Source organism: Photobacterium proteolyticum, from assembly GCF_001939735.1.
Classification (GTDB): Bacteria; Pseudomonadota; Gammaproteobacteria; order Enterobacterales; family Vibrionaceae; genus Photobacterium; species Photobacterium proteolyticum.
On record NZ_MJIL01000087.1, the window covers coordinates 126,387 to 141,119 of the forward strand.

A 14,733-nucleotide genomic window follows, 5' to 3' on the forward strand; every position below is an offset into this window, starting at 1 on the left:
TTTACAATGACTGCAGAAATGCAGTCAGGGAATCTCGGTCGGTTTTCGACAATGTCAGTACCTTGTCACGACTTTGCTGGGCCTCGCCGCCATGCCACAGCACAGCCTCCATCAAGGTTCTCGCCCTACCGTCATGCAGGAAGTTAGTATGACCGTTAACTTCCTCGGTATAACCGATTCCCCACAACGGGGCAGTTCGCCACTCACGGCCGTTGGCCAAATACTCACCGCGGTTATCGGCCAGCCCCTCGCCCATATCGTGCAACAGCAAATCGGTGTAAGGGTTAATTAACTGTTCAGACAGAGCCGGCAGCCCGGCATTTTTGGCGGTAGTAATTTGGCTGCGGTGGCAGCTATCACACCCGACTTCTGCGAAAATGGCTTCGCCTTTCATCACCTGCGGATCAGTAACGTTACGGCGTGAAGGGACAGCCAGGTGCTGTGAGTAAAACTCGACAAAATCCAGCACATTATCACTGACTTCTGGTTTGCCGCCATCTGGCAGCTCGTTACATATCGACTGCTGAGAAGTACAGTTCTCGTTCGGGAACAAGTTACTTGTCAGGCCAACATCACCGTTGAATGCAGCAGCATTTTGCTGCATCAGCGTCGGTTGGCCGGCTTTCCAGCCAAAACGGCCGGTTACCAGTTGCTGTTTCTCAACATCCCAGACTTTATTTAGCTTGCCGGACACACCCTGAGCCGCATTTTCCTGCTCTCTCGCGATTGCCACCAAGGTCGACTCCGGGATCTGCTCGAGCAGGCCAAGTCCGATCATCGGCGGGGCAATACGGGCCGACATCAATACATCGTCATGAAGCGGGCCATAGTTGAGATCTGTAATAGCCAGTTCAGGTTTACGCAGGGTAACCACGTCGCCATCGGCAAAGGTCACCGGCACATCGCTATAGGTAAGTCTGATCTGCCCTTCCGGCTTGGCCCCAGAAATGGAGAAATCCTGAAGCTGACCGCCATAGATTGGTTCCGGAATTACACCATCGGTGATCACGGCTTTCTTTTGCTCAGCGGTCATTGCAGGGATACTGAGACGAACCAGCATAGAAACCGCATTGCTGTCGCCAGGCTCAGGCGGATGACCACGACCGTCCTTTATATGGCAGTTCTGACAACCATTGGTATTGAACAATGGCCCTAAGCCATCGCGGGCATCGGTCGTTGCCGGAGCCTGAACCCATGGATTACGGAAGAAACTGTTACCAACGCTGAAATCAAGGCGCTTTGACAAAGGCAGGTTACCTGCTGGCAACGAAAACGCATTGGGTCCCGATTTTTTGACTGTGGTATCCCCTCCCGACTTCAACGCTTTAATGACACTCGGATCCGGCTTTTCTGGCGAGGAACCAGTATTGGAGTCTTGGGCATTAGCAACAGTAGAAATTGCAGACAAAGAAAGAAACGCTGCAGCAAAGTACAACTTCATAGCTCACACACTCATTTTTATATGACGACAAAAGGGCTCAGCCGAGCCCCTTTTCACTTAATTGTGGTTATCAGGTGGTTCTGATAATTAGAACTGGTGGTCAGCTGTATCCGGGTTCAGGTTGCTAACACCGATAATAGAAGCTGCACGCTCAATTTCTGCCGTCTGCTTAACCAGCGCCATAATAGATTTTCCGACCAGGGCATTACCTGCCTTGTTGCCAGATGCAATCAGCTGATCAAAATATTGATTTTGCTTTTCTGCAGATTGAACCAGGGTATAAACCTGGCTACGGGCACGGTCAAACTCAGCCTGGATCTCTTTCGCAGCCTGCTTGTCTTTCTTCTCGACAAGATCATGAATGCTTGGACCAGAAACCAGCGTACCATTCACGCGCATGTAGGTACCGGTATATACGTTGTAGATACCTTGCTCGTTATAGTAATGGGAGTAGTGAGTGTTGTCAGAGAAACAATCGTGCTCGTCTTCGGTAGAGTTCGCCTCTAGCGCAACCTTCATACGCTCACCGGCCAGCTCGCCCAGAGAAAGAGAGCCCATACCGAATAGCATTTTACGTAAACCGTTGTCAGCCGAATCAGCTAGTAGTTCGGTACGGTAGTTAGACGCGACGTCAGCAGACCACTGCTGTTCCATCCAGCTTAAATCGGCCTGCAGCAGCTCAGAAGCCGCCTTCAGGTAATCACGACGACGTTCGCAGCCACCATTGGTACACGCTTCACCGTAAGCAAAGTCAGTGTACTGACGCTCACCGGCACCGTTGTCAGTACCATTGAGATCCTGTCCCCAAAGTAGGAACTCGATTGCGTGATAACCGGTCGCAACGTTCGCCTCAGAACCGCCCAGCTCATTCAGCTCGGCCAGTAGTTCAGGTGTGATTTTTTTCACATCAATCTTGGCATTGCCGATTTGCAGTGACTCGTTACCTATGATGTTAGCCTGCGCGCCTTCATTGCCCAGCTCATACTGATAATCATCAGCAACGTAATCGATCAACCCCTCATCAAGCGGCCAGGCATTAAGCTGTCCTTCCCAATCATCGACAATCGCATTACCGAAACGGAAGACTTCAGACTGTTGGTACGGTACACGTGCCGCTTTCCATGCTTCACGCGCTTTGGCAAGGTTTGCTTCCGATGGGTTGGCAATGAGTGCGTCAAGGGCTTTATCCAATGACTTCGCCGTGATCAGAGAGTCACTAAATACGCTGTGAGCCAGATCGGCGTAGTGCTCGACAACCTCTGCTTTAGTTGGTGCCGCCTGCGCGAAAACAGGAAGTGTCAGTAATGACGCCGCAATAAGATTGCGAGTGAATTTATTATTCATTGTGAGTTACGTCCTTTATATGAGCTGCTTTACCATAGTCACTAATACGTATGTTAGTGATAATCATTTTTATTCACGCATGATAACCATGATTTTTACATTTTGGAATAACTAATCACTCTGTGAATTAAAAAAACAACCATACCGCTCATTTAAATAACCAAAAGACGCCATCCTGTTTAAATTCCATGCACTTTGCTAACATAGTTACAATTTTGATTGTTCTTCAATTGACACAAAATACTATCAATCGTCGCTCCCCTAGGCGCCCTTTCATTGAGTTAATACTCTTTGGCGACGATAATGAGATTGAAGAACCACGGTTTTGTCGTGTTTACAGCAACTAAGTCTTTCATGTTTATCAATATTGATGTACCTTCGCGACACTAATTTGGGAGAGTTAAATGGACAAGCACGAAGAAGTCCTCATTGCCCTTCGACAAATCATTCGAGCTATCGATTTACACTCGAGAAAACTCAATAAAGTCGCAGGACTCACGGGGCCTCAATTAGTTTTGATGCGAGCGATTCGTGACTCAGGTGAAGTCACCATTCGCCAGCTATCAAACAACACAAACATGAGCCAGGCGACGGCAACAACGATTCTTGACCGTCTGGAAAAACGTGAGCTGGTCGTTCGTGAACGAAGCAAGCTAGATAAGCGAAAAGTACATGCTTACCTGACAGAAACCGGCAAAGAAGTGCTTGCCAAAGCACCGCTTCCGCTTCAGGAAAACTTTGTTTCCCGCTTTCAGGAGCTTGAAGAGTGGGAGCAGTCGCTGCTGTTATCGTCCGTACAGCGGATCTCTTCCATGATGAACGCAGAGCACCTTGATGTTGCCGCGGTACTGGAAGTCGGTAGTATCACCAAGCAAGAAGAAATCGCCCCCTAATGCCAAATAGCCGGCTTGCCGGCTATTTGCTCCAAACTGTATGCCCATCCTGTCGGCCCCCTTAGTCAATCACCATCTTAATCATGGAGTACTGCTATGTTACTCGAAGGCATAGAAACCCTGCTGGTACTGGCTAAAGAAGGGACCATGAGCAAGGCCGGCAGCTATCTGTATATCAGTCAGAGTGCGGTCAGCAAGCGTATCGCAAGGCTAGAGAAAAAGTTGGGAAAGAAGCTGATCGAACCTTCCGGGCGCCGGATAAAACTGACCGCTGACGCCATCGCTCTAATTGACAACATCGGCCCCAGCTATAAAGAAATCAAAGGGCTGATCTTTGATCAACAACGCTTCCAGGACCACACCATCATCACACTCGAGTGCTCGGAAACCCTGGTAGCCGGTTACCTTGGCGAGATGATGGGCAACTATATTAAGACCGACCCCTACATTTCCATAGCAACCCACCATACCCCGGTCATTGTCGAAAAAGTGCAGTCGGGAGAGGCGACCATCGGTTTTTGCGCCGGTCACCTGCCACCGCAGCACGGACTGGCTACCCGCCATCTCTTCGATGAACCCTTTGCGGTGATCAGCCACCAGTCCCTGTCGCAAACGCCGCAAGCCCTGCTGGTCAATGACTTTCAAAATCCGGCCAACGCCAATCAGGCCAGCCTGCTTCAAAAAGTCGGCATTGTTCCCTTGATGGAAATGGACTCCTACACGGCCGCTGCCCAGCTGGCACTGGGAGGGGTCGCCCCTGCGCTCGTGCCGGCCTCTATCGTTAAAACGCTCAAGATAGATCCGGCATTTTGTCATCATTTTGATTTTCTTGATGAGCTCACCCGTCCGGTACACCTTTGCTACCGGCAAAGCAGCTATCAGTCAGCGCGGATCCGTACGCTTATTGAAACCATTGCGGATGTTGTTCCAACAAAAGCTTAATCGCCATCACCATTGAAATAATCACCACCATCGGACGAATAAGCTTTCTACCTTTGGTCACCACAACCCTGGCACCAATACGGGCTCCCAAAAAGCCACCTACTGCCATCACCAGGCCAATTTCCCAAACCGGCAACCCGGCAAAAATAAAGAACAGCAGCGCAGCAAAATTTGAAGTGAAGTTAAACACTTTTGTTCTGGCCGTTGCTTCAACGAGCCCCAACTGGGCGATGACAACAAAGCCGACGGTGAACAAGGACCCGGCTCCCGGACCAAAAAAGCCATCATAAAACCCGACACCGGCGCCGATAGTCAGGGCAAACGCATTGTCCGATAGCTTAGGTGCGCCACCTCCTTTGCCAGCCTGAGGTGCCAGCAAAAAATAGAGCGAGATACACACCAGCAAGACAGGGATCAGGCTTGTCAGTACACCGGCTTCAATGCGCTGGACAAGTTCAGCCCCTATTGCCGAACCGACAAAGGTACAGCCAATCGCGTTTCGCATCTGGCTCAAGTTCACCAAGCCATTTCGCACAAAATACAATGAGGCTGAAAAGCTCCCGAATGCCCCCTGTAGCTTGTTTGTCGCCAGTGCCTGGGTCGGCGGCACACCTGCGGCCAGCAGTGCCGGAACGGTCAATAATCCACCGCCACCGGCAATTGCATCAATAAACCCGGCCAACCCTGCCACCAAAAACAACAAGGCAATAATATCGTACGAAAAATCCATTTAGCTATATCTCTTCAGCCATACATAATGAGCGAGAAAGTTATCATTGCGGCCTGACAAGGAATAGCGAAACATAGGACGACAACCTATTCCCGATAGGAATCAGTGCATACAAGGTGTAACTTGATGTGTTACTGGTTAATTAGGGTACGGAGTGTCTGCCAGACCTGTTCGCCTGCCGGGTGGAGACGTGCCTGATAACGGTAAGCATAATAAGTGATGGGCAGCCTTAAGTGCGGCTCCCCGACCACCGCCACTTTACCACTTGCCAGCTCTTCCTGGATAGAGTAATCCGGCAACCAGGCCACGCCCTGCCCCTGCAAGACCAGCACTTTCAGCAAATCAGTCATTGACGACAGAAACACTGCCTTCAGGTTCACCTGATCACGAATGGCTTCTACCTGACGTCCCATATAGGAACTCGGGCTGTAAGCCAGCCAGGGAAGCTCCTTGTTATTACTGATCTGATAGAGTGGCTGACCATCGCTGTCGCATGCACAGACCGGTAGTAATTCAGCCTGTCCAATCTGCAAGGACTGGTACGGCGGCAATCTTAGCAGCTCATCGTCAAAAGCCAGCAGTATGTCACAGCCCCCTTCCTGCAGCTCTTCAATCGCCTGATCAACATCAATGGCCTCAACACTCAATAACGGGCTATGCTTACCGGCCAGCAACTTGGGTTGAATAGAAGGCACCAGGTTGGTTGCCAGCGAATGCGCTGCGGCAACGCGGACGATATTGCCGCCCAGCTTGGATAAATCCGACAATTGGCCAACGCCGTCCATCATTTGATTAATCAGGGTTCGGGCCGTGATCCGGAACAGGCGGCCACTTGGGGTCAGGGCTACCGGTGTCTTACTTCTGTCAATCAGCTCAGCTCCGACAGTCTGCTCCAGGGCTTTGATTCGGCGACTAAAAGCGGGCTGGGTCACATTGCGGATCTGCGCGGCCTGCGAGAAGTTCCGAACATCAGCGAGAGCCAGAAAATCTTCCAGCCACTTACTTTCTATATTCATAACTATTTGCGTAGGGAAAAAATGCAGTATAGCGAAGCCGTATAATTAGACAGACACATTTCAACCACTAGCGATCACAGTTTTGACAATTACCCATACCGATCAGGCATGATAGTCCCAGCAACGGCATTTCTCATCAAAATAGCCTCGTCTTATAGTAAACACAGTTAAAAGTACTGCAGGAATGAGAGCATGAGCAGAAAATTAGGGATTCTTGGTGGCATGGGGCCATTGGCAACGGTTGAATTTATGCAAAAGATTATTTCTCGAACACCTGCTCACAATGATCAGCAGCATATTCCGATGCTTGTTAGTAATAACCCGCAGATCCCAGACCGCACCGCTTACCTGATCAGCAATGGTGAAGATCCCTTCCCGGTCCTGAAACAGGGAATGGAGCAGCTGCAGCAAGCTGGCGCCGAATGCATTGTTATGCCCTGCAATACGGCTCATTACTGGTATCCCCGCCTGACCCAACTGTGTAATGTCCACACTATCAGCATTATCGACAGTGTCGTGAATGAAGCTAAAGAACGCCAATACCGTCAAGTGGGTGTACTTGCCACAACCGCAACCATGATGACTCGGATGTACCAGTCCAAACTGGCCCAGCAGCAGATCAATGCGCTCGAAACATCTGAGTCTGAGCAGCAGGCTGTGATGGATGGCATTTATGCCGTCAAAGCCGGCGACGTCGAACTCGGCAAGCAACTAATGCTGCCCGTATTTGAGGCAATGCTGGAACGCGGTGCGGAAGCCGTCATCTTTGGCTGTACTGAAATTCCTGTTGCTCTGGCTGAGCAGACTCAGTCCCGCCCTGAATGCTGTCTGGATTCACTCGATATCTTGGCCGAGCAATGTATTCAATGGGCACAGGAAGACGCTCCAGAGCTCGTCGCCTAGGCACGCTGTTTCGCTTTAGTACACGACGGAACTGTTATACTTATTAATGCCACAACATAAAACCCGGCATTAGCTGAAGGCAGAGAATATGGCCAGTTTTGCCCGACATACGCTTAACGAGGCGAGAAGAATTCAGCCCTATGACTGGGATGAATTTGTCGAAAAGGCCATTGAAGCGATAGACGAGTTCTTTCGCCAACACTGGGACAATACGTAACTAAAGCAATCAAAGCTGAAGCAATCAAACAGGTGGAGTAGCAATACCCCGCCTGTTTGCCATTTTATAGATGCTGATTCCAGTTCATCGATTCCGGCACATCTCAGCCGGAAATGATAACTGAACCATCACATAGCGCTTGAACACTTCCTCGTACCCCTGATCATCCAGAGCCTTTTGCATACAAAGCAACCAGGCTTCTTTTTCAGCCACACCTATCGCCAGATGGCGGTGAGCGCCGGGGATATTCATGCTGCCGTATTTTTCAGAATAGCGAGATGGACCTCCCATCCAGCCGACCAGAAATGTCGTCAGCTTTTCTCTTGATTCGGTCAAATCCTCGGCATGCATTGCCCGGATTATTTCGGCTTCTGGCAGAGTATCCATATACTCGTAAAATGCTTCGACCAGCTTTTTCACGCCCGCTTCGCCACCGGCGGCTTGCAGGGTACTGTCTCCAACACCGTATACAGGTGCCGTGGGTTTACTTACTGCGGAAATATCTTCTTGTTGAGGCTTCATGTTACTTCTTACTACTTATTATTAATGTACCGATTCATTGTATAGTAAGGCCTGCCACCGTCATTAATAGCATGATCACAGAACGGTGCCCTCACCAGAATCAATAGAGCAACCACCGATAAAGAGCTACTACACAGCAGCCCTTTCCGGCTCAATCATTAACTCTCGTAAATCGGACCACCAAACGAGGTGACAGGCGGCACTTCACCTTCGAACTTCTCCATTTCCACCACAACCGTGTTGGCAGAAGTCGCCTGCGCCAATTCCGACGAGCCGACATCCATTGTCAAGGTATTCGGGTCGCCATAGGTATCAATCGCACCAAGCTTTTCGTTCAACGGTCCGTACCAGGCCCCTTCATGAATACGCACCACACCGGGTGGATAATCATCAGATACCCGGGCACCGGCCAATAACTGGCCACGCTCGTTATAAACCCGGACCAAATCGCCATCACTTATTCCGCGCTGCTTGGCATCTTCAGGGCTGATATAAATGGGTTCCCTACCCTGGACGGTATAGGTTGCCCGGTATTCTTCTGACTCACACATCTGAGAGTGCAAACGCTGATCAGGATGGCAAGACTGAAGCCAGAGCGGGAACTTGTCCGATTTCGGGCCGCCGTGCGAGCGCTCCGCCTTTTCGAACCACATAGGGTGTCCCTGACAGTGCTCGTAACCAAAGCGGTCTATTTTACGGCTGAAGATCTCGATAAAGCCCGACGGTGTTCCTAACGAGTTAATTTCGGGATCCTGACGGAAGTCGGCATGACGGACAAAGTTCTTGCCTTCCCCGAAATCGACCACACCATCAGCCCAGAACTTATCAAACTCAGGCATCTCAAAGTTTGCCTTGTTGGCCTCGCGACATTCATCATAGAGCTGTCTTACCCACTCCATTTCATCCATGCCGCGGGTATATTCCTTGTGGCGGCCAAAACGACGACAAAGCTCGGTAAAAATTTCAAAATCCGTTTTTGACTGATACAAAGGATCCACCAGCTTGTGCATCGCCAAAATACCGGACGCCGAATAAGCGCCATACAGATCAATGTCGTTACGTTCAAACTGGGTGCACGCCGGCAACACAATGTCTGAGAAACGGCAGGTTGCCGTCCAGGCAAACTCAATGGTCACTACGGTCTGCAGCTTTTGAAAAGCCGTTTTCATCCGATTCCTGTCCTGGTGGTGATGCCAGGGATTACAGCCACTGACTACCAGCATTTTGGTCTCGGGCAGCTTAACCTTGCTGCCGTTGTAGTTGATCTCCTTGCCAGGCTCTAGAATCGCATCAATCCAACGCGCTACGGGAATGGTACTGCTGTAGCCCTTAAAGTCACCGTTATCCCACTTGGGCTTTTTACCCTCATCAACATTTCGCGGAAAGCCCCCCGGCCCCGACGCGCCTGTCGGAGGAATTCCGACTCCGCTGTAATGGTGAGAGTACGATACACCACCGCCAGGCAAGCCGATTTGTCCCAGCATCGCCGCTATAACCGCACCCATCCAGTACGGCTGCTCACCATGCTGCTGACGCTGGATTGACCAACCGAAAATCAGCTGAGTCCGATCTTTGGCCATTAGTCGTGCCAGCTCCCGTATTTGATCAGCCTTTACACCACAAATCGGCTCGGCCCATTCCGGTGTTTTTTCCATTTTGTCCTTGGTTTCACCCAGCACATAGGGCATAAATTCATCAAAGCCCAGTGCATAGGTCTCGATAAACTTCTTATCGTAGAGCGCTTCTTTATATAAGGTGTGTGCAATGGCCAGCATCAGCGGCAGATCTGTCTGCGGATTGACATAAAGCTGATCACAGCCCAAATAGTTCTGGGTCTTCGAGCGCACGGGATCGATGGAGATCACTTTGATCTCCCCTTTCTTCACCTTGCCTTTAAGCTGCTCATAATAGCCGTAGGAATCATGGGTCTCGCACTGCCAGCCTACCTGAGTGTTCTTCACCGGATCATTGGCCCACAGGATAATCGTTTTGCTGTTGGCCAATATGTCCGGCCATGAAGTGCCCTGGGCATAGACTTCGGTTGACCCGAGTACATAAGGCAGTATTGTCTGTCCGGCCCCGGTGGAATAGTCCCCGACCTTGGTCATAAAGCGGCCGTGCATTCCCACGGCCCGCTGCATATGGTTACCACAGCTATGAAACTGACCGGTTTGCCGCCACCCGGTCATCCCCGCATGCAGCGCCCACGGACCGTAGTCTTTCTGAATCCGCTCCAGTTCCTGATAGAACAGATCCAGCGCCTCATCCCAGGTTACCCGGACAAAACGATTATTACCGCGCGTATCACCGCTGTATTTGTGCTTCTTCAGCCAGTTGAGGCGTACCATCGGATAGCGCACCCGCGACGGGCTATAGATAATACCTTTAATCCCATTGATCATATCCGTCGGATACTTGTCTCTCTCGAGCGGTTTTATCTCAGTAACCTTGCCGTTATAGATATGGGCCCGGAACGCTCCCCAATGGGAACCCGAGACTTTCCAGACTCCGTCGGCCGTATATGGTGATGCCTCTTCTGTTGCAGCTCTTGCTGCCTGAGCAAGCAGGCTGGGGCCAATAACAGACACAGCCGAGGTTGTCGCTAGGCCTTTTAAGAACTTACGTCGACTTAATGACATGGTTTCTCCCTCACTTGCCTCTTAATGACCGCCATCAGAAAAATCTGATGAATGCTTCTGCAGATACTTAAGTACCAGCGCCTCACTATCGTTATCCAGATTCACAAATGCCAGCATCCCGTTGAACATACCCGGCCAGGTATTGGCATCGAAGTGATTCTCGGCAGGCTGGGTATGACAGACACTACAGTTGTCTTTGTAAGCCGGGCCCGCAACCGCCCAAATTTCTTCGACATCCTCCATCAGGGATTCTTTCGGCATCCACAGCTTGACACTGATCCGCTGCCAACCGAGGCCGGTGAGATCGTCTTCTTTCTCTTCAAACTTTTCGACCAATGCATCATTGAGTGCAACATCCTTGCTCAACGCCGCCGTTGGAATATTGAGGCCAAAGTCTTCGTTAACTACTCGGCCAAAACCCTTGGTTTTCCGCCAGCCCGCAATCTCAACCTGAATCGCATTATCCTTGACCTGCACCACTTTCACCTCAGAAGCCGGATTCAGCTGACCGCCATCGACGGTCAGCGCCTCGTCTTCATACATAGGTAAATAACGAACGCTGAAATAACTCTCACCTTCCGAGTAACTGGTATTGTTGGCTTTCTGAACCAGTTCGGAGACCATACCGCCGGAAGCCTCCATATTACCCGGCAGCTCATGGGCAATTCCCTTATGACAATCGATGCAGCTCTGATCCCGCTCGGCCGCCTGCTTCATCTGAACATTGGCAAGCTCAGACATCTCTTCCCAATTCATACTGTCGTAGTTATGGCAATTCTTGCACTCCAACGAACCATTGGCCGCAAAGCGTTTCCACTCGTGATTGGCCAGCTCCAGCCGTTTTTCCAGAAACTTCTCGCGAGTATTAATGGTACCGAAAATGGCCCCGAACACTTCCTTGCTGGCCTGCATCTTGCGGGCGATTTTATCTGTCCAGTTGTGGGGAACATGACAATCAGGGCATGTTGCCCTCACACCTGAATGATTAGACCAATGCACTGTCGCCTGCAGCTCTTCATAGACGTTGTCGCGCATTTCATGACAACCGATACAAAACTTCTCAGTATTGGTAAACTCAAGCGCAGTATTGAAGCCCCCCCAGAATATAATCCCGGCAATGAAGCCACCCAGGCTCAACACACCTAAACTAATATGCACTGCCGGACGCCAGAACGTCGCCCACAGTTTATTTATCAAGCTAATCATAAGACCACCTTTTCGTTAACTTAACTGCTGAGGGCGTATTAACCGTGGCCCGGGGGACCGATGAAAAATGCCTGCATTGCCCAGACAATAAAACCGTAGCCACCGACAAGGACAACGGACAGGATAGGAAAAAGAAAAATGACAATAAACAGGAAGGATTGCCACTCATATTTTGCTCTGTCTTGAGTATCAACAGGTTCTGAGTTATTCATTGCTAACATCCCATCGTTTTTATGATTATCCCCTTTGTCTGCAGCCAAAGAGGTAGTGCACCACAAAGTATAGTTAAGGATATCAATTGCACTTCAATAGAATGATCCGCCCTGACTATTTACCCGAACAGCAATCGACGGCAAAAAAACCGTAGATAACAAAGAATGAACGTTAACAAGAACGGCTGCGAAATTAAGTAGCAGGCAGATTGAAATACGGTTAATCAGAAAGCAAAAAGCCCGCTTCAGAGAAGCAGGCTTTGATGGTTTCAGTATTCGATTATTGCCAATATCTGATTATAGCGACGCCATGTAGATAGTCTGGTGCTGCTGATATAGCTTCAGGCGATTTTCAAATTTGACATAACGCTGGGTGTTGGTTTCTTCCAGCTTTTCGATAGCCACTTCCTGGGCCTCGATAGCCTGGCGGAACTCACCGCATGCAGCATAGGCAGCAGCGAGATTGTCATAGTCACCCGCATCACCTGTTCCTGTACGCTTCAGCACTTGCTTGGCCAGTTTCAGGGCACGTTCGCCATCACGCATACGCTCGTCTGAACACGTCGCATACAGCCATACCAGATTACGCTTAGACTCTAGCGAACCACCGTTGGACGCTTCGTTAAACCACTTAATCGCATTGCCGCAGTCTACTTTGCCGGTAGCGCCTGAGGCATAGTAGGCACCAAGCTCAACCATCGCCGGTACGTCACCGTCTTTGGCCGCTTCCATGTACCACTGAACGGCACGGAGGTTATCTCTTGGCAGCACTTGACCCGCTTTAAACAGGTCGCCAATCATGGTCTTTACTTCCGGCATATCGACAGCCGCTTTTTCCAACCAGTACATGCCTTTCATCGGATCAGCTTTCAGGCCGTTTGAGCCTTCAAGATAAGCTCGCCCCAGAAAAAGCTGCATATTCTTATCGCCCTGTTCGGCTTCTAGCTCGACATAGTTCAAGGTTGATAACAGGTGATTCTCAGGAGATGTCGTTACAGAGGCCTGGGCTGTTCCGTAGCCGACTACAGCAAGGCCGAGCACGGCACTGAAAACAACTTTTTTAAGGGTCATTACTGCAGGCATATTAGGTTCTCTTTCATCTAGCTTCGTGGTGTTGATTGAAATCTATAGAAGTGATGATTAAAAAACAACCTGCAAAAGGTAGGCAACAATGACTGGAATGCGCGACAATTTCGATTATTCGATGTCAGCTCATAGAGTTATATTTAAAAATAGTTAGTAGCGTATTGTTGATTATGAGAGATAGATCGTGTTCTTCCACCATATAAACTACCGATATATGCTTAACCGAAGCTGAATCTACAAAGATTATTCTGCTGGTACAATGGTGGCAAAGCCGTCAGACCTCGCTGACGGCTTCACTGCGCCACTGTTCGATGGCTCACAATTACAACGGTAGGTATTTGTCTTCACCACTGGCAAGTTGTTGATTGATATACTTCGGCGAGTCACCGTCAAGGTCGATATCCAGGTCAATCTGATCCGGCAAATCAAGCAGACCATCACACACTAACACCACATCATAATTTCCCGCAGGAACGTATGGCATTGAGTAGTTATTTTCTTCTGAGACCTTGGCCGTCATGGTCGGCGTGTATTCATTAGACCCGAGATCGCCGTACTTCTCCTGCTCATCATTGGATTCATAAAGATAGACATAGGCATCATCGGTTGTAGGACATGACGAAAGGTCAATGTCACCGAAAATACTACCTGATAGGTTTTCATTCAGAAGCTGAAATGCTTCTTGCTTGAACTTATAGGCATTCTCAACCAGCTTGAACATACTCCTGAAATCAAACGTCATCACGAACTTTTCAGGGGCATTGATATTGATATTCAAACCATCGAACGTCAGATCATCATCAATAACCTTGTTATCAACCCAGCTACCGACATAGGAGTAAGGCACTCCCATAAATTCATCAATAGGTACATTAACAGGTAAATCATCAAGGAATTCGTATTCCCCCCTTGCCAGTGACAATGCCATACTGACATATTCACCGACAGGAACCAGCTGCTCCGAAATCAGGTCAACCAGATCAACACCGGTGATATCATGCAGATCGATCACAATAAACTTCGGTGTTCCGTCATCGTAAACCGGGATCTCCGAGCCTTCAGGAATACATTGCTCGGAGCTTTTCACTTCTCCGTTCATGCTTCTTGTGGTCCATTCGACAATCTCGCCGGCCAGATTCGTTAGCTTGACACTATGAATTGCCACACAAGCCTGCAGCTGATCGCCGTCATCCGGCACTTCAGGTACTTCTGTTGGCGGTTTTGACACCCCGACTGAAACCGGTACTTCCCCTCCGCTTCCCGAATCCGGAGTTGCATTTGCCGAACCTGAATCCCCAGACGAGCCTCCGCACCCAGCCACCACTAACGTGGCGAGCATCGTTAATATTATATTTCTCATCTCTACACCCCTACGACAATGTATAAATTGGCCGTGACCAAACGCATTCGCGGGCCGCCGCTCAGTTTGGCTTGTTATTCTGAATGGCCGATTCCAACAGTTAAAATTTTAGAGGTTTATAGCACCGCAAATAATTTATCGGTAACGTAATTAAGTAATGAGATGAGGTTCTTAGTAACAAGACATAAGGTCAAAAATGAACCTGCCCCGACAGGGGAATCA

14 protein-coding genes are annotated in these 14,733 nt (G+C 49.6%); 4 read left to right on the top strand and 10 right to left on the bottom strand.

Annotation, left to right across the window (positions count from 1 at the left end; genetic code table 11):
• Nucleotide 1: 1 nt before the first annotated feature.
• Entirely contained in the window at nt 2-1,441 is a 1,440-nt protein-coding gene (locus tag BIT28_RS18725) for a di-heme oxidoreductase family protein (RefSeq protein WP_083651952.1), read from the bottom strand.
• Between the two features lie 87 nt (nt 1,442-1,528).
• A complete protein-coding gene (locus BIT28_RS18730; protein WP_075766462.1) occupies nt 1,529-2,785 on the bottom strand; it encodes an imelysin family protein in 1,257 nt (418 codons plus the stop codon).
• Nucleotides 2,786-3,189: 404 nt separating this feature from the next.
• Here BIT28_RS18730 and BIT28_RS18735 point away from each other — a divergent pair, with 404 nt between their 5' ends.
• Both BIT28_RS18735 and BIT28_RS18740 read left to right on the top strand, forming a co-directional pair.
• Nucleotides 3,190-3,678 carry a MarR family winged helix-turn-helix transcriptional regulator gene (locus BIT28_RS18735; RefSeq protein ID WP_075766463.1) on the top strand — a complete coding sequence of 163 codons (489 nt, stop codon included), beginning with the start codon at nt 3,190-3,192 and terminating at the stop codon, nt 3,676-3,678.
• A 96-nt stretch (nt 3,679-3,774) separates the two neighbouring features.
• A complete protein-coding gene (locus BIT28_RS18740; RefSeq protein WP_075766464.1) occupies nt 3,775-4,620 on the top strand; it encodes a LysR family transcriptional regulator in 846 nt (281 codons plus the stop codon).
• On the opposite strand, the gene BIT28_RS18745 is transcribed toward BIT28_RS18740, so the two are convergent.
• Nucleotides 4,580-5,350, bottom strand: coding sequence for a TSUP family transporter (locus tag BIT28_RS18745; RefSeq protein ID WP_075766465.1), 771 nt, complete (start codon nt 5,348-5,350; stop codon nt 4,580-4,582). The two genes, BIT28_RS18740 and BIT28_RS18745, sit on opposite strands and share 41 nt — an antisense overlap.
• A 131-nt stretch (nt 5,351-5,481) precedes the next feature.
• On the bottom strand, nt 5,482-6,366 hold the full coding sequence (locus BIT28_RS18750; protein ID WP_075766466.1) for a LysR substrate-binding domain-containing protein: 885 nt from the start codon (nt 6,364-6,366) through the stop codon (nt 5,482-5,484).
• Nucleotides 6,367-6,558: 192 nt separating this feature from the next.
• On the opposite strand from BIT28_RS18750, the gene cuyB reads away from it, so the two are divergent.
• Together cuyB and BIT28_RS30210 are read left to right on the top strand one after the other, a co-directional pair.
• A complete protein-coding gene (gene cuyB, locus BIT28_RS18755) occupies nt 6,559-7,269 on the top strand; it encodes a cysteate racemase (protein ID WP_075766467.1) in 711 nt (236 codons plus the stop codon).
• Nucleotides 7,270-7,357: 88 nt separating this feature from the next.
• Nucleotides 7,358-7,486, top strand: coding sequence for a hypothetical protein (locus BIT28_RS30210; protein WP_275690343.1), 129 nt, complete (start codon nt 7,358-7,360; stop codon nt 7,484-7,486).
• 84 nt (nt 7,487-7,570) lie between these two features.
• Here BIT28_RS30210 and BIT28_RS18760 read toward each other — a convergent pair whose 3' ends face one another.
• From BIT28_RS18760 to BIT28_RS18785, 6 genes are all read right to left on the bottom strand, one after another.
• Nucleotides 7,571-8,008: a group II truncated hemoglobin gene (locus BIT28_RS18760; RefSeq protein ID WP_075766468.1), complete on the bottom strand. Its 438-nt coding sequence runs from the start codon at nt 8,006-8,008 to the stop codon at nt 7,571-7,573.
• A gap of 158 nt (nt 8,009-8,166) precedes the next feature.
• A complete protein-coding gene (torA, locus tag BIT28_RS18765) occupies nt 8,167-10,647 on the bottom strand; it encodes a trimethylamine-N-oxide reductase TorA (RefSeq protein ID WP_075766469.1) in 2,481 nt (826 codons plus the stop codon).
• Between the two features lie 21 nt (nt 10,648-10,668).
• Entirely contained in the window at nt 10,669-11,853 is a 1,185-nt protein-coding gene (gene torC / locus BIT28_RS18770; RefSeq protein ID WP_075766470.1) for a pentaheme c-type cytochrome TorC, read from the bottom strand.
• A gap of 38 nt (nt 11,854-11,891) precedes the next feature.
• Nucleotides 11,892-12,065 (bottom strand): periplasmic nitrate reductase, NapE protein, encoded by a 174-nt coding sequence (locus BIT28_RS18775; RefSeq protein WP_075766471.1) that lies wholly within the window; start codon nt 12,063-12,065, stop codon nt 11,892-11,894.
• A gap of 297 nt (nt 12,066-12,362) precedes the next feature.
• On the bottom strand, nt 12,363-13,148 hold the full coding sequence (locus tag BIT28_RS18780) for a tetratricopeptide repeat protein (protein ID WP_075766472.1): 786 nt from the start codon (nt 13,146-13,148) through the stop codon (nt 12,363-12,365).
• 325 nt (nt 13,149-13,473) lie between these two features.
• A complete protein-coding gene (locus BIT28_RS18785) occupies nt 13,474-14,511 on the bottom strand; it encodes a hypothetical protein (RefSeq protein ID WP_075766473.1) in 1,038 nt (345 codons plus the stop codon).
• Nucleotides 14,512-14,733: the final 222 nt, after the last annotated feature.

Excerpts from the sequence above, each read along its gene's own strand:
- BIT28_RS18725 (WP_083651952.1), bottom strand. The coding sequence starts at position 1,441 with ATGAAGTTGTACTTTGCTGCAGCGTTTCTTTCTTTGTCTGCAATTTCT.
- BIT28_RS18730 (WP_075766462.1), bottom strand. The coding sequence starts at position 2,785 with ATGAATAATAAATTCACTCGCAATCTTATTGCGGCGTCATTACTGACA.
- BIT28_RS18735 (WP_075766463.1), top strand. The coding sequence starts at position 3,190 with ATGGACAAGCACGAAGAAGTCCTCATTGCCCTTCGACAAATCATTCGA.
- BIT28_RS18740 (WP_075766464.1), top strand. The coding sequence starts at position 3,775 with ATGTTACTCGAAGGCATAGAAACCCTGCTGGTACTGGCTAAAGAAGGG.
- BIT28_RS18745 (WP_075766465.1), bottom strand. The coding sequence starts at position 5,350 with ATGGATTTTTCGTACGATATTATTGCCTTGTTGTTTTTGGTGGCAGGG.
- BIT28_RS18750 (WP_075766466.1), bottom strand. The coding sequence starts at position 6,366 with ATGAATATAGAAAGTAAGTGGCTGGAAGATTTTCTGGCTCTCGCTGAT.
- cuyB (WP_075766467.1), top strand. The coding sequence starts at position 6,559 with ATGAGCAGAAAATTAGGGATTCTTGGTGGCATGGGGCCATTGGCAACG.
- BIT28_RS30210 (WP_275690343.1), top strand. The coding sequence starts at position 7,358 with ATGGCCAGTTTTGCCCGACATACGCTTAACGAGGCGAGAAGAATTCAG.
- BIT28_RS18760 (WP_075766468.1), bottom strand. The coding sequence starts at position 8,008 with ATGAAGCCTCAACAAGAAGATATTTCCGCAGTAAGTAAACCCACGGCA.
- torA (WP_075766469.1), bottom strand. The coding sequence starts at position 10,647 with ATGTCATTAAGTCGACGTAAGTTCTTAAAAGGCCTAGCGACAACCTCG.
- torC (WP_075766470.1), bottom strand. The coding sequence starts at position 11,853 with ATGATTAGCTTGATAAATAAACTGTGGGCGACGTTCTGGCGTCCGGCA.
- BIT28_RS18775 (WP_075766471.1), bottom strand. The coding sequence starts at position 12,065 with ATGAATAACTCAGAACCTGTTGATACTCAAGACAGAGCAAAATATGAG.
- BIT28_RS18780 (WP_075766472.1), bottom strand. The coding sequence starts at position 13,148 with ATGCCTGCAGTAATGACCCTTAAAAAAGTTGTTTTCAGTGCCGTGCTC.
- BIT28_RS18785 (WP_075766473.1), bottom strand. The coding sequence starts at position 14,511 with ATGAGAAATATAATATTAACGATGCTCGCCACGTTAGTGGTGGCTGGG.